This window comes from Pseudomonas sp. AC252 (assembly GCF_979258105.1).
This window is the reverse complement of record NZ_OZ409837.1, coordinates 1,002,668-1,024,230: the sequence shown is the minus strand read 5'-3', so window position 1 is coordinate 1,024,230 and position 21,563 is coordinate 1,002,668. Positions and strand designations below refer to the sequence as shown.

Annotated in this window: 19 protein-coding genes and 4 tRNA genes; 16 read left to right on the top strand and 7 right to left on the bottom strand. The window is 60.3% G+C overall.

Going from position 1 to position 21,563, the window contains the following annotated elements; genetic code table 11:
* Positions 1 to 36: 36 nt before the first annotated feature.
* A complete protein-coding gene (gene ispH, locus ACZZZ4_RS04775; RefSeq protein ID WP_016773129.1) occupies positions 37 to 981 on the top strand; it encodes a 4-hydroxy-3-methylbut-2-enyl diphosphate reductase in 945 nt (314 codons plus the stop codon).
* Here ispH and ACZZZ4_RS04770 read toward each other — a convergent pair.
* Positions 938 to 1,507 carry a GspH/FimT family pseudopilin gene (locus tag ACZZZ4_RS04770; protein ID WP_463547342.1) on the bottom strand — a complete coding sequence of 190 codons (570 nt, stop codon included), beginning with the start codon at positions 1,505 to 1,507 and terminating at the stop codon, positions 938 to 940. The two genes, ispH and ACZZZ4_RS04770, sit on opposite strands and share 44 nt — an antisense overlap.
* 130 nt (positions 1,508 to 1,637) lie before the next feature.
* Between ACZZZ4_RS04770 and ACZZZ4_RS04765 the strand changes: the two genes are divergently transcribed.
* The 7 genes from ACZZZ4_RS04765 to thiO are packed head-to-tail and all read left to right on the top strand — an operon-like array spanning position 1,638 to position 8,407.
* Entirely contained in the window at positions 1,638 to 2,111 is a 474-nt protein-coding gene (locus ACZZZ4_RS04765; RefSeq protein ID WP_101157579.1) for a GspH/FimT family pseudopilin, read from the top strand.
* The gene (pilV, locus tag ACZZZ4_RS04760) at positions 2,108 to 2,557 is read left to right on the top strand and encodes a type IV pilus modification protein PilV (RefSeq protein WP_129999801.1); all 450 of its coding nucleotides are present in this window, start codon (positions 2,108 to 2,110) and stop codon (positions 2,555 to 2,557) included. Before ACZZZ4_RS04765 ends, pilV begins: the two co-directional genes overlap by 4 nt.
* Complete coding sequence (locus ACZZZ4_RS04755) at positions 2,554 to 3,267, top strand: PilW family protein (RefSeq protein WP_463547341.1); 714 nt, start codon at positions 2,554 to 2,556, stop codon at positions 3,265 to 3,267. The genes pilV and ACZZZ4_RS04755 overlap by 4 nt, the downstream gene beginning before the upstream one ends.
* Positions 3,268 to 3,277: 10 nt before the next feature.
* Entirely contained in the window at positions 3,278 to 3,757 is a 480-nt protein-coding gene (locus tag ACZZZ4_RS04750; protein WP_016773134.1) for a pilus assembly PilX family protein, read from the top strand.
* A complete protein-coding gene (locus tag ACZZZ4_RS04745; protein ID WP_463547340.1) occupies positions 3,744 to 6,833 on the top strand; it encodes a pilus assembly protein in 3,090 nt (1,029 codons plus the stop codon). Before ACZZZ4_RS04750 ends, ACZZZ4_RS04745 begins: the two co-directional genes overlap by 14 nt.
* A 15-nt stretch (positions 6,834 to 6,848) precedes the next feature.
* The gene (locus ACZZZ4_RS04740) at positions 6,849 to 7,250 is read left to right on the top strand and encodes a type IV pilin protein (RefSeq protein WP_129999805.1); all 402 of its coding nucleotides are present in this window, start codon (positions 6,849 to 6,851) and stop codon (positions 7,248 to 7,250) included.
* 56 nt (positions 7,251 to 7,306) lie between these two features.
* Positions 7,307 to 8,407 carry a glycine oxidase ThiO gene (gene thiO / locus ACZZZ4_RS04735; RefSeq protein WP_463547339.1) on the top strand — a complete coding sequence of 367 codons (1,101 nt, stop codon included), beginning with the start codon at positions 7,307 to 7,309 and terminating at the stop codon, positions 8,405 to 8,407.
* A gap of 92 nt (positions 8,408 to 8,499) precedes the next feature.
* On the opposite strand, the gene ACZZZ4_RS04730 is transcribed toward thiO, so the two are convergent.
* From ACZZZ4_RS04730 to ACZZZ4_RS04715, 4 genes are all read right to left on the bottom strand, one after another.
* Positions 8,500 to 9,867, bottom strand: a complete 1,368-nt coding sequence (locus ACZZZ4_RS04730; RefSeq protein WP_463547338.1) for a sigma-54-dependent transcriptional regulator — start codon at positions 9,865 to 9,867, stop codon at positions 8,500 to 8,502.
* Positions 9,842 to 11,443, bottom strand: coding sequence for a sensor histidine kinase (locus ACZZZ4_RS04725; protein ID WP_463547337.1), 1,602 nt, complete (start codon positions 11,441 to 11,443; stop codon positions 9,842 to 9,844). The genes ACZZZ4_RS04730 and ACZZZ4_RS04725 overlap by 26 nt, the downstream gene beginning before the upstream one ends.
* On the bottom strand, positions 11,412 to 11,645 hold the full coding sequence (locus ACZZZ4_RS04720; RefSeq protein ID WP_039761661.1) for a PP0621 family protein: 234 nt from the start codon (positions 11,643 to 11,645) through the stop codon (positions 11,412 to 11,414). Before ACZZZ4_RS04720 ends, ACZZZ4_RS04725 begins: the two co-directional genes overlap by 32 nt.
* Positions 11,646 to 11,771: 126 nt before the next feature.
* Positions 11,772 to 12,788, bottom strand: coding sequence for an outer membrane protein assembly factor BamD (locus ACZZZ4_RS04715; RefSeq protein WP_016773139.1), 1,017 nt, complete (start codon positions 12,786 to 12,788; stop codon positions 11,772 to 11,774).
* Between the two features lie 151 nt (positions 12,789 to 12,939).
* Between ACZZZ4_RS04715 and rluD the strand changes: the two genes are divergently transcribed.
* The 8 genes from rluD (at position 12,940) to ACZZZ4_RS04675 (ending at position 19,815) form a co-directional block, all read left to right on the top strand.
* The gene (gene rluD / locus ACZZZ4_RS04710) at positions 12,940 to 13,902 is read left to right on the top strand and encodes a 23S rRNA pseudouridine(1911/1915/1917) synthase RluD (protein WP_016773140.1); all 963 of its coding nucleotides are present in this window, start codon (positions 12,940 to 12,942) and stop codon (positions 13,900 to 13,902) included.
* A complete protein-coding gene (pgeF, locus tag ACZZZ4_RS04705) occupies positions 13,899 to 14,621 on the top strand; it encodes a peptidoglycan editing factor PgeF (protein ID WP_463547336.1) in 723 nt (240 codons plus the stop codon). The genes rluD and pgeF overlap by 4 nt, the downstream gene beginning before the upstream one ends.
* A 131-nt stretch (positions 14,622 to 14,752) precedes the next feature.
* Complete coding sequence (gene clpB, locus ACZZZ4_RS04700) at positions 14,753 to 17,317, top strand: ATP-dependent chaperone ClpB (RefSeq protein ID WP_463547335.1); 2,565 nt, start codon at positions 14,753 to 14,755, stop codon at positions 17,315 to 17,317.
* Between the two features lie 296 nt (positions 17,318 to 17,613).
* Positions 17,614 to 17,689: transfer RNA gene (locus ACZZZ4_RS04695), tRNA-Asn, on the top strand.
* Positions 17,690 to 17,698: 9 nt separating this feature from the next.
* Positions 17,699 to 17,775, top strand: a tRNA-Pro gene (locus tag ACZZZ4_RS04690).
* Between the two features lie 5 nt (positions 17,776 to 17,780).
* A tRNA-Lys gene (locus tag ACZZZ4_RS04685) sits at positions 17,781 to 17,856 on the top strand.
* A gap of 96 nt (positions 17,857 to 17,952) precedes the next feature.
* A tRNA-Pro gene (locus tag ACZZZ4_RS04680) sits at positions 17,953 to 18,029 on the top strand.
* 160 nt (positions 18,030 to 18,189) lie between these two features.
* Entirely contained in the window at positions 18,190 to 19,815 is a 1,626-nt protein-coding gene (locus tag ACZZZ4_RS04675; protein WP_039761656.1) for a methyl-accepting chemotaxis protein, read from the top strand.
* Between the two features lie 208 nt (positions 19,816 to 20,023).
* On the opposite strand, the gene ACZZZ4_RS04670 is transcribed toward ACZZZ4_RS04675, so the two are convergent.
* Both ACZZZ4_RS04670 and ACZZZ4_RS04665 read right to left on the bottom strand, forming a co-directional pair.
* The gene (locus tag ACZZZ4_RS04670) at positions 20,024 to 21,322 is read right to left on the bottom strand and encodes an NAD(P)/FAD-dependent oxidoreductase (RefSeq protein ID WP_016773144.1); all 1,299 of its coding nucleotides are present in this window, start codon (positions 21,320 to 21,322) and stop codon (positions 20,024 to 20,026) included.
* 63 nt (positions 21,323 to 21,385) lie between these two features.
* Entirely contained in the window at positions 21,386 to 21,559 is a 174-nt protein-coding gene (locus ACZZZ4_RS04665; RefSeq protein ID WP_007909875.1) for a DUF3094 domain-containing protein, read from the bottom strand.
* Positions 21,560 to 21,563 lie beyond the last annotated feature (4 nt).

Below are 21,563 nucleotides of genomic sequence, written 5' to 3'. Positions count from 1 at the left end.
TTCCATTGTTTTCGCGCGCAAGACACGAGGCACAGCATGCAAATCAAACTCGCCAACCCCCGTGGCTTCTGCGCCGGTGTGGACCGGGCGATCGAAATCGTCAACCGCGCCCTGGAAGTCTTCGGGCCACCGATCTACGTGCGCCATGAAGTGGTGCACAACAAATTCGTCGTCGAAGACCTGCGCAGCCGTGGCGCGATATTCGTCGAAGAGCTCGATCAGGTGCCCGATGACGTCATCGTCATCTTCAGTGCCCACGGGGTTTCCCAAGCCGTACGCAACGAAGCCGCCGGTCGTGGCCTGAAAGTCTTCGATGCAACCTGCCCGCTGGTGACCAAGGTGCACATCGAAGTCGCCAAATACAGCCGCGACGGTCGCGAGTGCATCCTGATCGGCCACGCCGGTCACCCGGAAGTTGAAGGCACCATGGGCCAGTACGATGCCAGCAACGGCGGCGCGATCTACCTCGTCGAAGACGAAAAGGACGTGGCAGCATTGCAGGTCCGCGATCCGGAAAGACTCGCTTTCGTCACCCAGACAACCTTGTCGATGGACGACACCAGCCGCGTTATCGATGCCCTGCGCACGCGCTTCCCGGCCATCGGTGGCCCGCGCAAGGACGACATCTGCTACGCCACACAAAACCGCCAGGACGCCGTCAAGCAACTGGCCGACGAGTGCGACGTGGTGCTGGTGGTCGGCAGCCCGAACAGTTCCAACTCCAATCGTCTGCGTGAACTGGCTGAACGTATGGCGACTCCGGCGTACCTGATCGACGGTGCCGAAGATCTGCAACAGAGCTGGTTCGACGGCGTCGAGCGCATCGGCATTACCGCTGGCGCCTCGGCACCGGAAGTGCTGGTCCGTGGTGTCATTCAGCAATTGCAGGCCTGGGGCGCGACCGGTGCCGACGAGCTGGCTGGCCGTGAGGAGAACATCACGTTCTCGATGCCGAAAGAGCTGCGCGTCCGTTCGATCTGACATTTCTGCTTTTGTCGCACAGCGCCTGCTTGGTTTCCTGACTGCTCAGGCGCACGCGACCGGTCGCCGCCAGCACGATCTGGCGCTGGCTGACCGGTTCGTGTGGCGAACAGATATGTAATGTCCCCGCCTGAAATCGCCGTCCCGGCATCAGCGGTTGCCCCAAATGACTGAACCGCACGTAGCGGCTCACCCACCAATTGCCGACGATCGGCACCTTTGCCTCGCTGGCGCGTTCAAGCAACAGCGGATTGCTGCTGTCCTCCGGCCCCTTGCCGCTCCGATCCAGAATGATCCGCCAACCCTGACTCCAGTCCCCATCGATGCCATGGATCACCACGCTCTGATTGTGCGTGATGGCCAGTGTGCGAGCGTGGCGGATGCCTTCGAGCAGCGACTGCGCCGCGTGGTCGCGTTGCGTCGCCTGTTTGAGTGCGGCGAACGCCGGACTGACCAGCAGCAGAACAATTGCACCAATCGCCAGTCCCATAAGCAGTTCAATCAGGCTGAAACCGTGTTGCGGCATGAAAAATCCCTCCTTGGAATGGTATGAGCGGCGCGATCCGTGCGCCGCGCAGGGCAAATCAGTCGGCACGTGCCGAGCGAATGTTCTAGCGTGTAAAGGCAGGTATAGCCGACAGCAACGGAGGGCATCGATGGATCTTCGTACAAAAGGTTTCACGCTGGTCGAGTTGCTGGTCGCGATCGCGGTGTTCCTGGTACTGATCACGCTGGCGGTGCCGGCCTTTACCCGTACGATCCAGAGCAGCAAGGCGGATACCGAAGTCGGTGACTTGCAGCGGGCAATCAATTTCGCCCGGCTCGAAGCGATCAACCGTGGCGTGACCACGCGTCTGCGTCCGACCGCTGGCGGCAGTGTCTGGACCGGTGAGCTGGCGGTCTACGACAGTACTGGCAATCCGGCCAATGTGTTGCGGGTTGTTCCAGCGATGAGCAGTGGCGCAACTCTGACGCTACCCTCAGGAGTGACCGCACTGGATTTCAACAATCTTGGTGGTCTGGCGGCACCGTCGACGGCGGTGGCCATCGGTTACACGCTGGGCACGCAAAGCAGGACGCTGAACGTGTGTTTGAACGGACGCATTCAACTGGGTGGAAATTGCGGATGAGGGCAGGGAGCAACAACGCACAGGAGGGCATGACGCTGATCGAAGTGCTGGTCGCGTTGCTGATTCTGACCGTCGGGCTGTTGGGCGCAGCGGCGGTGCAGCTCAATGCGCTGAAGTACACCGACAGTTCGCGGATGACCAGTCAGGCCAGTTTCATTGCCTATGACATGATGGATCGCATTCGCGCCAATTCTGGCGCCGACTACACCGTCACGCCGCCGACCTCGGGCAATCTCAATGTTGCTCGGGATCAGGATCTCTACGACTTCACCACCAATATCGCCAACTTTGGCGGCCCGACCGCGACGGGCAGCATCACCCTCAACCAGCGGGTCTACACCATCACGATCACCTGGAGCGATGCCCGCGCGGCCAACGCTGCCAGCGCTCAGCGCAGTTTCGTCCTGACCAGCCGTGCGGCGGTCGATCCGGTAGCGACGCCATGAGGCGCTCCAGCCGAGGTTTCGGCCTGATCGAGTTGCTGATTGCTCTGGCTTTGGGGTTGATCGTCGTACTCGGTGTGGTGCAGATTTTCATCGCCGCGAAAAACACCTACGTCAGTCAGAACAGCGCCGCAGCGATGCAGGAAGACGCGCGCTTCGTCCTCAGCAAAATGATTCAGGAAATCCGTATGGTCGGCATGTTCGGCTGCCTCGGCACCATCGTCGACTCCAGCTCAGCGGGGGATTTCAACGCCGCGCAGATCGCCCCGATCAGTTGGGATAACGCCAACCTGAAACTGACCCTGGTCACTGCCGATGTCGGCAGCGGGGGAGGGACGCCAACCTGGACGGTGGTTTCCGATTGCCGTAACAGCGCGATCGCTTACAGTGGATTGCGCAGCCCGACCACGGGCCAGATCGCTTTCCCGATCCGGCGCCTGATCTACAGCTTCAGCAATAACCAGATCCTCATGGGCACAGGTAGCGGCAATCCGGCGCAGCAAGTGCTGGTGAACAACGTCAGCGCCTTCAACGTCACCTTTGGTATGGCCAGCTCGGCCACCGATGTGGCGGCCTCCACTTACAGCAGCAACCCCGGCGATCCAGCACGCATCCGCAGCGTGCGCCTGAGCCTGACCCTCACCGACCCGAACAATCGGGTACGCAATCAAACCTTCAACGTGGTTGCGGCATTGCGCAACCGCTTGCCATGAGGGCGCGTCGATGAGGATTTCCTTGCAGCAACGTCAGGCCCAGCGCGGCATGGTCTTGCTGGTCAGTCTGGTGTTTCTGCTGTTGCTCACATTGATCGGTTTGTCCTCGATGCAGAGCGCCAACCTGCAAGAGAAAATGGCCGGCAGCGTCAGCTTGCGCAATCAATCGTTTCAGGCGGCCGAAGCGGCATTGCGTGTCGGCGAAAGTGCAGTACAACTGGACAGCTATTCTTTGGCGGTGTGCAGCGGCACGAGCCAATGTCTGCCGCCGGCCGAATCGTCATCGGTCAGCTCGGCAGGTTTCAATTCGACCTCCGGGGTGACCTGGATCGCTGCCGGTAATGGCTTTTATGGCGTGCAGAACATCGGCACGACCCTGACGGCGGTGAACGTGCCGAGCAACACTTCGGCGACGTTGTATCGAGTCACTGCGGTCGGCATCGCCGGCAATTCGCGTAGCGTGGTGGAGAGTGTCTATGCGAAGTATTGAGCGCGGCCTGTCGCTGCTGATCGGCATGCTCCTGAGTTTCTATCTGGCGGCGCCGGCCTGGGCGTTCACGCCGTCCGATTCGCCATTGTTGAGCGCGGCTGCGGTGGCGCCAAACGTGATGCTGCTGATCGACGATTCAGGAAGCATGAACAGCATCATCTACGCCGCCGGATTTGACCCGAACGTCAACCGCACTCCAGCTAGGCAGTGCAATGCCTTCCTCGGATTGTGCACTGCGCTCAATGCCCCGCAGATAACCGGCGACACGGTATTTTTATCGAGCCTGCCAACCTCCGGTTGCTCGGGAGGCGCCTATGCGTTTTACAACAACAGTGTGGCGCCGTTGTGCCTGAAATTGCCCGATCCCGTAGGCAACGAGAACACTCGTTATTCCGCCGATTACATTTCCTACATCGTCAGCCTGGCCAACAGCAACGGCACCCGTGATTTCACGACTGGGACGATCCCCAACGATTACCGGATGAACGTGGCGCGCAACGTTTCCACTGCGTTGGTGAGCAGCAACCGCACCTTGCGCATGGGCCTGTCGACATTCAATCCGGCCACCAGCAGCAACCCCGGCAACGGCGGCTTCATCGCCCGCTCGATCACCGATCTGTCGCCGGTCTCCGGCAGCGTGACCCAGGCCCAGGCCGATACCAACTACAACGCGCTGATTTCATCGATCAACGGATTGAACGCGGTGGCCAACACGCCGTTGGCCGAGAGCTATTACGAAGTCACGCGCTACATGCGCGGCCTGGCGCCTTACTACAACGGCACCCCGGCGACCTATACCAGCCCCATCCAGTATCGCTGCCAGAAAAACTACGGCGTGGTGATTACCGATGGCTTGCCGACCTATGACCGTACTTTCCCTACCAACGACCCGCTGGGGGGCAGCCGCTTGCCGAACTGGGATGGCGTCAATAATGACGGTGACAATCTCAACGGTGATGGAGAAGGCGACACCCTTTATCTGGATGACATTGCCAAATTCGCCTTCGACATCGACATGCGCTCGACCGGCACCGACGCCGCCGGCAAGAGCTGGAACGCGGTGGATTTTCCGCGGCAGAACATGAATACCTACACCGTCGGTTTCGCTGCGGACAACGACATGTTGTCCGACGCCGCCAGTTATGGGCAGGGCAGGTATTACCAGGCGACCGACAGCTCCGGGCTCAATGCGGCGTTGTCGTCGGCGTTGAGCGATATCACTTCCAAAGCCGGCTCCGGTGGCGCCGGTGCAGCCAGCAGCAGCACGTTGACCACTGGCAGCAGTTTCTACCAGACCACTTACGATCCCAAGGATTGGCGCGGCACGATCAGGTCGTTTGGCTTTACCTCGACCGGCACGGTAAATACCTCGGCGGCGCAATGGTCGACCGACACCACCATCGTGCCCTCCGCGACCGCGCCGACTTTCCAGTCATGGAACACCGTGAGCAATGCGCCGATAACCCTGGCATTCGGCAACTTTTCCCCGGCCCAGCAGACCACTCTGAATCAGGGCCTGCCTACCGGGATCAACGGTAATGATCTGGTGGAGTGGAGCAAAGGCACCAACAAGGCCGGGCTCAAAGTGCGCAGTGTGCTGCTCGGTGACATCATCAATTCGCCGCTGGTGCTTGCCTCGCCTGCAGACAAGACTGCGTCGGATCTGTCGGGCGATAGCAGTTACACCAACTACCTGACGACCAAGGCTGCGAACATGAATACCAGTCTGGTGGTGAACGCCAACGACGGCTTCGTCAATGTGATCAATTCGGCGAACGGCACGCGCCGTTATGCCTACATGCCTTCCAGCGTGCTGCCTTCCTTGCGGCTGATCGCGGATACGAACTACGTCAACGGCGTCAGCCACAAATTCCTGGTGGACGGTCAGGTCGGTGTGTTCGATGCGCAGGCCGGCACTGCCTGGAAAACTCTGGCCATTGGCGGGACGGGGGCAGGTGGCAAAACCTTCTATGGGCTGCAACTGTTCGATGCCTCGGCGGGTAACGTGATCAGAGCACTGTGGGAAATCAGTGCGCCGGTCACCGCCAACACGTCGAACGCGTTCAATGACATGGGTTACGCCTACGCGCGTCCGGAAGTGGCACGCTTGGCCAATGGTCGCTGGGCGACATTCATCGCCAATGGTTACGGCAGCAATTCGGGGGTTGCGGCTTTGTATGTACTGGATGCAATGGATGGTTCGCTGATCAGGAAAATCGTCATCGATAGCACGGAAACCAGCAACGGTCTGTCATCGGTGGAACTCAGGGTCAACTCTTCGAATGTGGTACAGGCGGCCTATGGTGGAGACCTGAAAGGACGCATGTGGAAATTCGACTTGAGCGCGACGGCGCCGGAAAGCTGGGGCGTGGCGTTTGCCGGCAAGCCTCTGTTCACCGCGCCGGGCGGGGCAACGCAACCGATCACCGCGCAACCGCTGCTGGCGGATAACCCACAGGGCGGCAAACAGGTGTTTTTTGGCACCGGCAAGTTCAACGAGACTGCCGACAAGACCAACAAGGATCTGCAGGCGTTCTACTCGATCTGGGATGCAGAGGGTGGTGCCGGGCAAATCACCGTCAGCAGTTTGCAGTCGCAGGCGATCACCGGTTCGTTCTCCGGCAGCTCCGGGCAGTTCCTGACCACTAGCCAGAATGAAACGACGTATCCGGGAGAAAAAGGCTGGTACCTGCCGCTGGTGTATAACAACGTGCTGACCGGCGAGCGCGTGATCAATCAGGCCAGTATTGTTTTGGGGCGAGTTGTTTTTACCACCGCCAGCGTCGATACCACCGACCCTTGTTCGAGCTTTGGTACGGGCCGACTCGTCGAACTCGATGCGTTCAACGGTAAGATGCTCAACTACGCCGTGATCGACACCACCGGCGACCGTTTGGTCGACAGCAACGATACGATATCCAGCGGCGTGATTTTTACCGGCGGCATTCCGACCCTGAACTTCATCTCCGCTAACGGAGAGCGCAAGGGCACGACTGACACCAGCGGCGCGGTCACGGTCATTGTGGAAAAAGGTGGCGGCGGCAGCCGTCGTATCATGTGGCGACAAATCCAGTAAGCGAGAATTTGAGGCATGCGCAGATCCAGCCGAGGTTTTACCCTGATCGAGATCATGATCGTCATCGCGATTATCGGGATCATCCTCACCATCAGCATCCCTAGCTACAACGAATACGTGAAGAAGGGCCGTCGCGCCGAAGTGGTCTCGCTACTCTCGGAGCAGGCGCAGACTCTTGAACGCTTCTACACCCGCAACAATGTCTACACCGGCGTCACCGGACTGAGCGCGGGCAATGATTTCTACACCATCACCCCAACGCTGACCGACCAGACCTTTGTGCTGACGGCGATTCGTAAAACCGGTACGGCCATGGCCACCGACAAGTGCGGGGATTTCACCCTGACCAACACCGGCGTGCGAAGCATGAACAACGCGACCACCGGAGTGACCGCCAAGGATTGCTGGGGCCGCTGACGCATTCTTTTTCGGGCGCCTTTTGCGCCCACTGTCTTTTTACGGTTGGATCAAACATGATCAGGCAACAGCAAGTGGTGATTGTCGGTGGCGGAGTGATTGGCCTGCTCACCGCCTACAATCTCGCCTCCGAAGTGCGCAGCGTAGTGCTGCTGGATCGCTCGAATGTCGGCCAGGAGTCGTCCTGGGCTGGCGGCGGTATCGTGTCGCCGTTGTACCCGTGGCGCTACAGCCCGGCGGTCACCGCACTGGCGCATTGGTCGCAGGATTTTTATCCACAGCTCGGCGAGCATTTGTTTGCCAGTACTGGCGTCGATCCTGAAGTGCACACCACCGGCCTGTACTGGCTGGACCTGGACGATGAAGCCGACGCACTGGCCTGGGCCGAGCGGGAAAACCGGCCGCTGCGGGCTGTGGATATCTCGGCGGCGCATGACGCGGTGCCGGTGCTCGGCAGCGGTTTCAGTCGGGCGATCTACATGGCCGATGTCGCCAATGTGCGCAATCCACGGCTGGTCAAATCGCTCAAAGCCGCGTTGCTGGCGCTGCCCAATGTCACGATTCATGAGCAATGCGAAGTTGGAGGCTTCGTCCGCGAGGGCGAGCGCGTGGTCGGCGTGCAGACTCCGACGGGCGTGATCAACGGCGACGATATTGTCCTGACGGCGGGAGCGTGGAGTGGTGATCTACTGAAGACGCTGGACCTGACGCTGCCGGTCGAGCCGGTCAAAGGCCAGATGATTCTCTACAAGTGCGCGGCTGATTTCCTGCCGAGCATGGTGCTGGCCAAGGGGCGTTATGCGATCCCGCGTCGCGACGGTCACATTCTGATCGGAAGCACGCTGGAGCACGAAGGTTACGACAAGACCCCAACCGATGCAGCGCTGGAAAGCCTAAAGGCCTCGGCGATCGAATTGTTGCCGGCGCTGGCGGATGCCGAAGTGGTCGGGCACTGGGCCGGGCTGCGGCCGGGGTCGCCGGAAGGCATTCCCTTTATTGGCCGGGTGCCAGGGTTCGAGGGGTTGTGGCTGAACTGCGGGCATTACCGCAACGGGCTGGTGCTGGCGCCGGCGTCGTGTCAGTTGTTTGCTGACGTGATGCTGGGGCGGTCGCCGATTATTGATCCGGCGCCGTATGCGCCTGAGGGCCGGATTTAGTCAGAGGCTGGTAGACCGCCTTCGCGAGCAGGCTCGCTCTCACAGGAATACTCATTCCAAATGTGGGAGCGAGCCTGCTCGCGAAGGGGCCTTTAATCCAGGCCCAACTTCTTCAGCCGATAGCGCATCGACCGAAACGACAGACTCAACCGCTGCGCCGCCGCTGTGCGGTTCCAGCGGGTTTCCTCCAGCGCCTGCAAAATCAGTTTGCGCTCGACGCTCTCCAGATAATCCTCGAGATTGTCGATCTGCGTCAGATCGGCCAATGCGCCATCCGCCGAGCAATTGCCTTCGCTCAAGCGCAGATCCTGCGCTTCGATCGTGCGGTTTTCACACAAGGTGTGCGCGCGCTCGAGGACGTTCTCCAGTTCGCGCACGTTGCCGGGAAAGCGATAGTTCTTCAGCGCCTCCAGCGCCTGCGGATGCAGGCGCGCTTCGGGTTGTCCGGTGTCTTTGGCCAAGCGTTTGAGCACGTGCATGGCAAGCGCCTCGATGTCGTCGCGGCGTTCGCGCAGGGACGGCACGCGCAGTTCGATGACGTTGAGCCGGTAATACAGATCCTGGCGGAAGCGTTCGGCCGAAACTTCTGCTTCAAGGTCTTTGTGCGTGGCACAAAGGATACGTACGTCGACCACTGTTTCCTGCTGGCCGCCGACGCTACGCACGGCTTTTTCCTGAATCGCCCGCAGCAGCTTGACCTGCATCGACAGTGGCAGGTCGGCGACCTCATCGAGAAACAATGTGCCGCCGTGTGCCGCTTGAAACAGCCCCGGCTTGTCGTCGACGGCTCCAGTGAAACTGCCTTTGCGGTGGCCGAAAAACTCGCTTTCCATCAGCTCTGACGGAATCGCCCCGCAGTTCACCGGCACAAACGGCTGGCTGGCGCGCGGACCTTGTTCGTGGATCAAACGGGCGACCAGTTCTTTGCCGCTGCCGGATTCGCCGCTGATGTACACCGGCGCCTGGCTGCGTGCGAGCTTGTCGATCTGCTTGCGCAGATTGGCCATCGGCGGCGAGTCACCCAGCAGCCTTCGCTCGATCGCGGTGCTGAGCCCGCTCGCTGTCGGCATGCGCAGCGCCGAACTGACCAATTCACGCAATCGCGGCAGCTCCACCGGTTTGGTGAGGAAATCGAACGCGCCGGCTTTCAGCGCATTGATTGCGGTTTCGAGGCTGCCATACGCGGTGATCATCGCCACCGGAAGGTGCGGATCGCGTTGCTGGATGTGCTGCACCAGTTCCAGCCCGGTGCCGTCGGGCAGGCGCATGTCGGTCAGGCACAGATCAAAGTGCTCGCGCTGTAACAGCGCCCGCGCCTCGCCCATATTGCGTGCGCTGAAGGTCTCGAGTTTCATCCGTCCCAGGGTGATTTCCAGGAGCTCGCGGATATCCGGTTCGTCGTCGACGATAAGAATTTTTGCCGTGGGCTTGTATTCAACTTTGTTTCCGTCCGTGAGCAAAGGTGATGCGAAAGCAGCCGCCGCCTTGGCGTGATTTGAAGTCTAGGCGTGCCTGGTTGCTTTCGCACAGCTCACGGGACAGATAAAGGCCAAGACCGGTGCCTTGGCTGCTGGTGGTGAAGAACGGTTCAAAGAGGTGCGCCTGTTCATCGGCCGACACGCCGGGGCCGTTGTCCTGGACTTCGAGGACTGACAACTGGCTGTCGGGGTCGACGAACAGTGCCAGCCAGACGTCGGCCTGCTCGTGCAGTTGGGCACTGTGACGCCAGGCGTTGCGTGTCAGATTGTCGAGAATCTGCCGCAGCTGGTTGGGGTCCATCAGCGTGGTGAAATCGCCGGAATTGATCCGCAGATGAATGTGCTGGCGCTCGTTGGCTTGCTCGCGGGTTTCGCCGACGAAGTTTTCCAGCCACGGTTTGAGGTCCAGGCGTTGCGGTGCGCTTTGCTGGCGCCGGGACAGTTGCAGGACGTTTTCGATGACTCGGTTCATGCGCTGGGAGTGGTCTTGAATAATCTGCGTCAGACGCCGATCGGCGCTATCGAGTTCCTCAGACTCGGCCAGCAACTGCGCGGCGTGACTGATGGCGCCCAGCGGATTGCGAATTTCATGGGAGATGCCGGCGGTCAAACGCCCGAGCGCAGCGAGCTTGAGTTGCTGCGCCTGTTGGGTGATTTGCGCCAGGTCTTCGAGAAACACCAACGTCTGCTGGTTCGGACTCTGCTCAAGGGCGATGAAGCTGGGTTGCAGCTCAAGCCCATTGCCGGGGATTTTCAGGCTCTGCGGGCGCAAGGTCGGGTTGTTGCGCCACAGCTGCAGGCGATCGACTAGCGCGGGCGAATACTCGTCGATCAGATGTCCTTGCAGGTGGCTATGGGCGAGCAGGCTTTGTGCACTGTGATTGGCCAGTTGCACTCGGCGTTGTTCATCGAGCACCAGAATACCGGTGCGCATGCGTTGCAGGATCAACGCGTTGAGCGCCTCCAGGCTGACCACTTCGCTGGCGCGCCGTTCGGCCAGGGTCTCACTGACTTCCAGTCGGCGGATCAGCCCCTGCACCAGCAACGAGGCGGCAAAGCACAGTGCGCCGAGGGTGCCGGCTTGCAGGTAGGCGTTGGCGCTGAGGGGCTGGCTGAGACCCAGCAGAAAGCTCAGGCCGACAATGCCGATCGCCGCGATCGCGGCAATCAACAGGCCGATGCGCCTTCGCAGCAGCGTGTTGCTGATCGCCACCGAGACGACCAGCAAGTTGCCCAGCGCACTGGCCACGCCGCCGGCCGCGTAGAACAGGCCGCACAACAGCAGCACATCGACCAACGCTAAAGTGAACAGTTGCGCCGGGCGCCGGGTGTTTTCGAGGAACACCACCAGCAGCATGTTGATGATCAGGTACAGCCAGCTGCCGCCGCGCAGCAATTCGTCGTTGGCCGAAGTCAGCAGGCGATTGTCCATGTTGCTGGAGATCAGCAGCACCAGGGTGATGCCAACACTCAAACGGTACAGATGATAAAGGCGCAGCAGACGCTGAGCCTGTTTTTGGTCGGTCTCAGCGACCACTGGCGCCCGGGCCTTGCTCAAGATGAGCCTGGCTGCAATACCACTGCTGTTGGTTGCCCAGCGCGCGGTCGCGTGGCAAATGCACGCCGCAGTGGGCGCAGCGCACCATCGGCGGCGCGTCCTGTTCGCGCGGCGAGCGGGTGGACGAGGCGGGGGCCTTGAATTTGCGCCAGAGCCAGATGGCGGCGAAGATCAGGGCAATCCAGAACAATAAACGAAGCATGATGAGCGGCTTTTCGACTGATGATCCGGCAGTTTAGCCAAGGACCCGATCAGCGCACAGCCAATTAAAGCGCGGCAATAAAAAAGGGAGATCCGCAGATCTCCCTTTTTCGTACCGCCGGTGTGATCAGTCGAACACGCCGAAGGTCATGTAGCTGAACCACGAGCGGTCGGTGTCGCTGGACTCCGGCTCTGGCTCTTCGATCACGTCGCCGTTTTCGTCTTTAGGCTTGAGCTCGTTCGGGATCGCGTCTTTCGCGTCCTGGAACTGCTTCTGCACGTCCTGGTTGGCGCGGGTTTCGCCCGGCGGCAGCGGTGGACGCGATTCGATCAGGCCCAGAGTCGCCTTGCTCAGGAACGAACGGTTGTCGGCCTCGGCTACGCGCGGCACGAACTGGCCGTCCTGCAGGCTCGGGTGATCCGGGTAGTTGAGCTTGAGGGTTTCCAGGCTGGTGGCCGCCAGATCGTCGAGATGCAGACGCTGGTAAGCCTCGGTCATCACCGCCAGGCCGTCGCCGACCGATGGGGTTTCCTGGAAGTTCTCAACCACGTACTTGCCACGGTTGGCAGCGGCTACGTAAGCCTGACGGGTCAGGTAGTAGTCAGCGACGTGGATTTCGTAGGCCGCCAGCAGGTTGCGCAGGTAGATCATGCGCTGCTTGGCGTCCGGCGCGTAGCGGCTGTTCGGGTAGCGGCTGGTCAGTTGCGCGAACTCGTTGTAGGAGTCACGGGCGGCGCCCGGGTCACGCTTGGTCATGTCCAGCGGCAGGAAGCGCGCCAGCAGGCCGACGTCCTGGTCGAACGAGGTCAGACCCTTGAGGTAGTACGCGTAATCCACGTTCGGATGCTGCGGATGCAAACGAATGAAACGCTCGGCGGCAGACTTGGCAGCTTCCGGCTCGGCGTTCTTGTAGTTGGCGTAGATCAACTCCAGCTGAGCCTGATCGGCGTAGCGACCGAACGGATAACGCGACTCCAGAGCCTTCAGCTTGGCTGTGGCGCTGGTGTAGCTGTTGTTGTCCAGATCAGTCTGAGCCTGCTGATACAGCTCGGCTTCGCTGAGGTTTTCGTCTACGACTTCCTTCGATGAGCAAGCAGCGGTCAATGCGAGGATGGCGATCAGCAGCAGGTGTTTCACTTGCATGGCGGCTTGCGTCCCTATGACGGCCGCTGTCTTGGGCGGGGCCGTCCTGTTATGATGAGCGCCCCGTTGAAAAGCCTCGGGGCAAAAGACGCCGTATTTAACCACAAGCGCGCAGCCGAAACCAAAGGCTGTGCCGACGCCCAGTCCGAGCATGTCCGATAAAATAGAACTTCGCGCAGAGGTGCCGTCCGAATTGGGCGGCCAACGCCTCGATCAAGTCGCCGCCCAACTCTTCGCTGAGCACTCACGCTCGCGCCTTTCCGCCTGGATCAAAGAAGGCCGCCTGACTGTGGACGGGGCGGTGATCCGTCCGCGCGACATTGTGCATGGCGGTGCCGTCCTTGAGCTGACTGCCGAGCAGGAAGCCCAGGGCGAGTGGATTGCCCAGGACATCGAGCTCGACATCGTCTATGAAGACGACGACATCCTGGTGATCAACAAGCCTGCGGGCCTGGTGGTGCACCCGGCTGCCGGTCACGCCGATGGCACTCTGCTCAACGCTTTGTTGCACCATGTGCCGGACATCATCAATGTCCCGCGCGCCGGTATCGTGCATCGTCTGGACAAGGACACCACTGGTTTGATGGTGGTGGCCAAGACCATTCAGGCGCAGACCAAACTGGTTGCGCAGTTGCAGAGCCGCAGCGTTAGCCGCATCTATGAGTGCATCGTGATCGGCGTGGTCACCGCCGGTGGCAAGATCAACGCACCGATCGGTCGTCACGGTCAGCAACGCCAGCGCATGGCGGTGATGGAAGGCGGCAAGCCTGCCGTCAGCCACTACCGCGTGCTCGAACGCTTCCGTTCGCACACCCACGTGCGGGTGAAATTGGAAACCGGTCGGACCCACCAGATCCGCGTGCACATGGCGCACATCAACTTCCCGTTGGTCGGCGATCCGGCGTATGGCGGGCGTTTCCGCATTCCGCCAGCGGCCAATCCGACCATGGTCGAGTCGCTCAAGCACTTCCCGCGTCAGGCCCTGCACGCGCGCTTCCTCGAACTCGATCACCCGACGAGCGGTGAGCGCATGAGCTGGGAATCGCCGCTGCCGGAAGATTTCGTCTGGCTGCTGACCCTGCTCAAACAGGATCGCGAGGCCTTCGTCGGATGAACTGGCTGACGCCGGACTGGCCTGCGCCGGCCAGCGTCAGGGCCTGTGTAACCACCCGCGAGGGTGGTGTCAGCGAGGCGCCGTTCGACAGCCTGAATCTGGGCGATCACGTCGATGATTGCCCGCAAGCGGTGGCCGAAAACCGTCGTCGTTTGACCGATCACTTTTCCATACAGCCTGCCTGGTTGCAGCAAGTGCATGGGGTCACCGTTGCGCATGCTGATCCGGGCGTCGTTGCGACTGCAGATGCCAGTTGGACCGCAACGCCGGGTATCGCCTGCGCGGCGATGACGGCGGATTGCTTGCCGGCGTTGTTCTGCAATCGTGCGGGCACCCGTGTAGCGGCGGCCCATGCCGGTTGGCGTGGTCTGGCGGCTGGTGTGCTTGAAGCCACGCTCGACAGCCTCAATGCTGCACCTGCAGACGTGCTGGTCTGGCTCGGTCCGGCGATTGGCCCGCAAGCCTTTGAAGTCGGCGCGGAAGTGCGCGAAGTCTTCGTCAAGCAGTTGCCGGAAGCGGCGACTGCCTTCGTGCCGAGCAGCAATGCCGGCAAGTTCATGGCCGACATCTATCAACTGGCGCGCCTGCGTCTGGCTGAATGCGGTGTTACCGCTGTTTATGGTGGCGGTTTCTGCACCGTGACCGATCCGCGCTTCTTCTCCTATCGCCGTGCGTCGCGCACTGGACGCTTCGCCTCACTCGTTTGGATCACCCGCTAGACTTGCCTGACCTGTATCAACTCTCCGACGCTTGAATCTTGCAGAATCGACCGCATCTATAGCGGTATCTGGCAGGTTTCTTTATTCAGGACGGTTTCTTAGGTCCGGCCTGCTCAAAAGGAAGGTGACCCATGCGTATAGACCGTTTAACCAGCAAATTACAGTTGGCCTTGTCCGACGCTCAGTCGTTGGCGGTTGGCCACGATCATCCGGCCATCGAGCCGGCGCACCTGATGCAGGCCATGCTTGAACAGCAGGGCGGCTCGATCAAGCCGCTGTTGATGCAAGTAGGCTTCGACGTCAACAGCTTGCGTAAAGAGCTGACCAAAGAGCTCGATCAACTACCGAAAATCCAGAACCCGACCGGCGACGTCAACATGTCGCAGGATCTGGCGCGCCTGCTCAATCAGGCCGACCGTCTGGCTCAGCAGAAGGGTGACCAGTTCATCTCCAGCGAACTGGTGCTGCTAGCCGCGATGGACGAGAACAGCAAGCTCGGCAAGCTGCTGCTCGGCCAGGGCGTGAGCAAAAAAGCCCTGGAAAATGCGATCAACAACCTGCGTGGCGGCGAAGCGGTAAATGACGCCAACCACGAAGAGTCGCGGCAGGCGCTGGACAAGTACACCGTCGATCTGACCAAGCGCGCCGAAGACGGCAAGCTTGATCCGGTAATCGGCCGTGACGACGAAATCCGTCGCACCATTCAGGTTCTGCAGCGTCGCACCAAAAACAACCCGGTGCTGATCGGTGAGCCTGGCGTGGGTAAAACCGCGATCGCCGAAGGGCTGGCGCAGCGCATCATCAACGGCGAAGTGCCGGACGGCCTTAAAGGCAAGCGCCTGCTGTCGCTGGACATGGGTGCGTTGATTGCCGGCGCCAAGTATCGCGGCGAGTTCGAAGAGCGCCTGAAAGGCTTGCTCAACGAACTGTCGAAGCAGGAAGGGCAGATCATTCTGTTCATCGACGAACTGCACACCATGGTCGGCGCCGGTAAAGGCGAAGGCTCGATGGACGCCGGCAACATGCTCAAGCCAGCGTTGGCTCGCGGCGAGTTGCACTGCGTCGGCGCGACCACGCTCAACGAGTACCGCCAATATATTGAGAAGGATGCGGCGCTCGAGCGGCGTTTCCAGAAAGTCCTGGTGGACGAGCCGAGCGAGGAAGATACCATCGCAATCCTGCGTGGCCTTAAAGAGCGTTACGAGGTTCACCACAAGGTGGCGATCACCGACGGCGCGATCATTGCCGCGGCGAAACTCAGCCATCGCTACATCACTGATCGGCAACTGCCGGACAAGGCCATCGACCTGATCGACGAGGCCGCCAGCCGTATCCGTATGGAGATCGACTCCAAACCGGAAGTGCTCGATCGTCTGGAGCGGCGCCTGATTCAGCTGAAGGTTGAATCCCAGGCACTGAAGAAAGAAAGTGACGACGCAGCGAAGAAACGCCTGGAAAAACTCCAGGAAGAAATCGAGCGTCACGAGCGTGAGTATTCCGATCTGGAAGAAATCTGGAACTCGGAAAAAGCCGAGGTGCAGGGTTCTGCGCAGATTCAGCAGAAGATCGAGCAATCGCGTCAGGAGTTGGAAGCCGCACGCCGCAAAGGCGACCTGAATCGCATGGCCGAGTTGCAGTACGGGGTGATCCCGGATCTGGAGCGCAGCCTGCAAATGGTCGACCAGCACGGCAAGAGCGAAAACCAGTTGCTGCGCAGCAAGGTGACCGAGGAAGAGATTGCCGAAGTCGTGTCGAAGTGGACCGGTATCCCGGTGTCGAAAATGCTTGAAGGCGAGCGCGACAAGCTGATGAAGATGGAAAGCCTGTTGCACAAACGGGTGATCGGTCAGGAAGAAGCGGTCGTGGCCGTGGCCAACGCCGTGCGGCGTTCCCGCGCCGGGTTGTCCGACCCGAATCGTCCGAGCGGCTCGTTCATGTTCCTCGGCCCGACCGGCGTCGGTAAAACCGAGCTGTGCAAGGCCTTGGCCGAGTTCCTCTTCGATACCGAAGAGGCTATGGTACGGATCGACATGTCCGAGTTCATGGAGAAACATTCCGTGGCTCGTCTGATCGGCGCGCCACCAGGCTACGTCGGTTATGAAGAGGGCGGTTATCTGACCGAAGCGGTGCGTCGCAAGCCGTACTCGGTGATCCTCATGGACGAAGTCGAGAAGGCCCATCCGGATGTGTTCAACATCCTGCTGCAAGTGCTTGAGGATGGCCGGCTGACCGACAGTCACGGGCGTACGGTGGACTTCCGCAACACGGTGATCGTGATGACGTCCAACCTGGGATCGATGCAGATCCAGGAACTGGTCGGTGATCGTGAGGCGCAGCGCGCTGCGGTGATGGACGCGCTGACGTCGCACTTCCGTCCGGAGTTCATCAACCGGGTCGACGAGGTGGTGATCTTCGAGCCGCTGGCGCGGGATCAGATCGCCGGGATTACCGAGATCCAGTTGGGTCGTCTGCGCAGTCGTCTGGCCGAGCGCGAGCTGAAGCTGGAGCTGAGCCCGGAAGCGATGGACAAGCTGATCGCGGTCGGTTACGACCCGGTGTATGGCGCACGGCCTCTGAAACGGGCGATCCAGCGCTGGATCGAAAACCCGCTGGCGCAGTTGATCCTGTCGGGTCATTTCATGCCTGGCGACACCGCCACCGGCAAGGTCGAGAACGACGTAATCGTTTTCGGCTAAGCCTTGGCGACAATGAAACCGGGAAGGCCTCGCAATGCGAGGCCTTTTTTCGCCAGGCTGTTGAACTCAAAGGAAAAGGCTTGTAAAGTGCGCCCCGCAGTCAGTCACCGGCAGCGTTTCAACCCACTGGGTTGGAATCTGAAATAAGTTGCAAATCATTAACTTGAAAGCAATTTAGGGGGTTGACAGAGGTGTTCTAGGTTGTAGAATAGCGCGCCTCAGACACACGAACGCAGCGATGCGAACGGGTGGCGAGATGCAACAAAGCTTCACCGTTGTAAATTGAAATATGTAGTTCCGTGATAGCTCAGTCGGTAGAGCAAATGACTGTTAATCATTGGGTCCCAGGTTCGAGTCCTGGTCACGGAGCCAATTTCAAACCGGGGTATAGCGCAGTCCGGTAGCGCGCCTGCTTTGGGAGCAGGATGTCAGGAGTTCGAATCCCCTTACCCCGACCATATTTGGGTCGTTAGCTCAGTTGGTAGAGCAGTTGGCTTTTAACCAATTGGTCGTAGGTTCGAATCCCACACGACCCACCATTTTTGAAACCAGTTTGCGCTGGGATCGAATCTTAAGATCAGAGGCCAAAAGCGCTGATCGAAGAAGGCGATCTTTGAAAGGTCGCCTTTTTTTACCGGGGTATAGCGCAGTCCGGTAGCGCGCCTGCTTTGGGAGCAGGATGTCAGGAGTTCGAATCCCCTTACCCCGACCATATTGAAAATCCTCGTATCGAAAGATACGGGGATTTTTTTGCCTGCCGAAAGGCGAATCCCTTCAAGTCGTCATACAACCTGCCGATAGCCCGCTAACACGAGGGGACTGCCAACGCTTCGCCCCTTGATCTGGCCATTACAAGAATAAGGGCGTTCGTCATGTTGCTTCGTCAGTTGAATATTGCTCCCCGGGCTGCCCTGGGATTTGCCCTGATCGCGGTATTGGTGGCCTTGCTCGGCGTGTTTGCGCTAGGGCAGATGTCGAGCATCCGCGACAGTGAGGTGGCGGTGGAGAACCGCTGGTTGCCGAGCATCCGTGGCGGCGACGAGATCCGTGAACTGATGCTGCGCATCCGCACTATCTCCCTGCGCATGGCGCTCGATCAGGATCCGGCCAACATCGCCACCTATCGCGGCCAGATGGACACCCGCGACAAGGAGCTGAGCGAGAAGATCGCCGCCTACGACAAACTGGTCGACACTGCCGAAGGCCAGCAGCTGTACGACCAGTTCAAGAAAACCTTCGCTGCGTACCGCACTGGCATTGCCCAGTCATTCACCCTCGCCGAGCAGGGCAAGCGTGACGAGCTGACCAAATTGCTGTTGGTCGATATGAAGACTGTGGTCGACGGCTCCGGCAAGCAACTCAACGATCTCGCCGATCTGTTCGCCCGCCAGGTCGCTGCCGAAAGCGAGAAGTCCGCTGCGCATTATGAAACCTCGCGCACCATCGTTACTCTTTTCATTGCCTTGGCAGCGCTGGCCACGGTGGCGCTGGCGATGTTGCTCACACGCAGTATCGTGCGCCCGCTGAGCAGCGCTGTGGAGGCCGCTGAAAGTGTCGCCAAGGGCGATCTGACCCGACCGATCGAAACCCATGGCAATGACGAAGTCAGCCGCTTGCTCAAGGCCTTGGCGACGATGCAACAGAACCTGCGCGAGACCCTGCAAGGTATCAGCGGCTCAGCCACACAACTGGCCACTGCCGCTGACGAACTGAGCGCCGTCACCGTCGACAGCACCCAAGGCCTGCAAGAGCAGAACAACGAAATCGAGCAAGCCGCCACTGCGGTCAACCAGATGACCGCTGCGGTGGAGGAGGTCGCGCGCAACGCGGTGTCGACCTCCGATGCCACGCGCCAGTCCAGTCAGTCGGCGCAATTGGGCCAGGAGCGCGTCAGCGAAACCGCCAGCGCGATCAATGCGCTGGCCAGCGATGTGCAGAACACCGGTGAACTGGTGCAGTCGCTGGCCAATCAGTCGCAGGACATCGGCAAGGTTCTGGACGTGATTCGCGCCATCGCCGAGCAGACCAATCTGCTGGCGCTCAATGCTGCCATTGAAGCGGCACGTGCGGGTGAAAGCGGTCGCGGTTTTGCGGTAGTGGCCGATGAGGTACGCGCGCTGGCGTATCGCACCCAGCAATCGACGCAGGAAATCGAGCAGATGGTGCAAGGCATGCGCAGCGGTTCGAGCCAGGCGCTGGAGTCAATGCAGGCCAGCGCATCTCGTGCGGCGAGCACTTTGGTTCTGGCCGAGCGGGCGGGTGAGGCGCTGGTGACGATTACGGCGTCGGTGCACGAGATTCACGAGCGCAACCTGGTGATCGCCAGCGCTGCCGAGGAGCAGGCGCAGGTGGCGCGGGAAGTGGATCGCAATCTGGTGAACATTCGCGACCTGTCGGTGCGTTCCGCTGCCGGGGCCGATCAGACCAGCGCGTCGAGCCATGAATTGTCGCAGCTGGCCAATGCCCTGCAGGGCATGGTGCGACGCTTCCAGCTGTGATCGACAGCCAATAAAAAGCCCCGCGCGATGCGGGGCTTGGAATAAAGATCAAAGGTGGGAGCGAGCCTGCTCGCGAATGCGCCGGATCTTCGAGCAGCACGAAAACCTGTGGGAGCCGGGCTTGCCCGCGATAGCGGTGGGTCAGGCAACAGAAATATCAACTGACCCGGCGCCATCGCTGGCAAGCCAGCTCCCACAGATGTTGGCCTTAGTGCAGTTTCAGACGCGGTTCGGTGCCGCGGCCAATCTTGCTGCCCAACATCAGCATCGCCGTGCGAAACGGCCCGTACAGCGCCATCTGGTGCATGCGGTACAGCGACACATAGAACATCCGCGCCAGCCAGCCTTCGAGCATCACGCTGCCGGTCAGGTTGCCCATCAAGTTACCCACAGCCGAAAAGCGCGACAGCGAAATCAGCGAACCGTAGTCGGTGTACTTGTACTCCGGCAGGGTCTTGCCTTCGATGCGCAGTTTCAGCGACTTGGCCAGCAACGAGGCTTGTTGATGCGCCGCTTGTGCCCGTGGCGGCACGTTGCGATCAGTGCCCGGTTGCGGACAGGCCGCGCAGTCACCGAAGGCAAAGATGTTTTCGTCGCGCGTGGTTTGCAGAGTCGGCAGCACTTGCAGCTGATTGATGCGGTTGGTCTCCAGACCGTCAATGTCCTTGAGGAAACCCGGTGCGCGGATGCCGGCAGCCCAGACTTTCAGGCTGGCCTTGATCTCGTTGCCATCGGCGGTGATCAGGCTGTCGGCAGTCACTTCGCTGACTGCTGCGTTGGTCATCACATTGACCCCGAGCTTCTCCAAGGTCTTGTGCACCGGCCCGCTGATGCGCTCCGGCAGGGCAGGCAGTACCCGTGGGCCGGCTTCGATCAAAGTAATGTGCATGTTTTCCGGTTTGATCCGGTCCAGACCATACGCGGCCAATTCATGGGCGGCGTTGTGCAGCTCTGCCGCCAGTTCGACGCCAGTGGCGCCAGCGCCGACGATGGCCACGCTGATCTGCTCGACCACATCGGTCTGACCGGCGTGGGCGCGCAGATAATGATTGAGCAATTGCTGATGGAAGCGCTCGGCCTGTTTGCGCGTATCGAGGAACAGGCAATGCTGCGCCGCGCCCTGGGTGCCGAAATCGTTGGTGGTGCTGCCGACGCTGATCACCAGCGAGTCATAAGCCACTTCACGCGCCGGCACCAGCTCGACGCCGTTTTCGTCGTATGTTGCGGCCAACTGGATTTTCTTCTGCGCGCGATCAAGTCCGCTCATGCGCCCGAGCTGGAACTCGAAGTGGTTCCATTTCGCCTGGGCAACATAGTTGAGTTCGTCTTCAGAAGAGTTCAGGGAGCCGGCGGCCACTTCGTGCAGCAGCGGTTTCCAGATGTGGGTCAGGTTCGCGTCGACCAGCATCACGCTGGCCGTGCCGCGCTTGCCCAGAGTCTTACCCAGACGGGTAGCCAACTCCAGACCGCCGGCGCCGCCGCCGACAATGACAATACGATGGGACATAGGGATAACTCGCAAGGTTTTTAAAGGAAATCTTTGTGGTCACCCAAGCGAGCGCGATGCAGCTCATAGCGTCAGGTAACTGATAAATCGGCTCAACAGGCCCAGACCAATGGTCACTGCCAGCACCAGCACCAGGAGCATCCACGGCCGGAAAGGCCGGCGCTCGACACGGTGTTGGGACAGTTGCAGGTACTCTTCGACATGCTTTTGGTCTTCGGGGTTCAGGCGGCTGGTCATATTT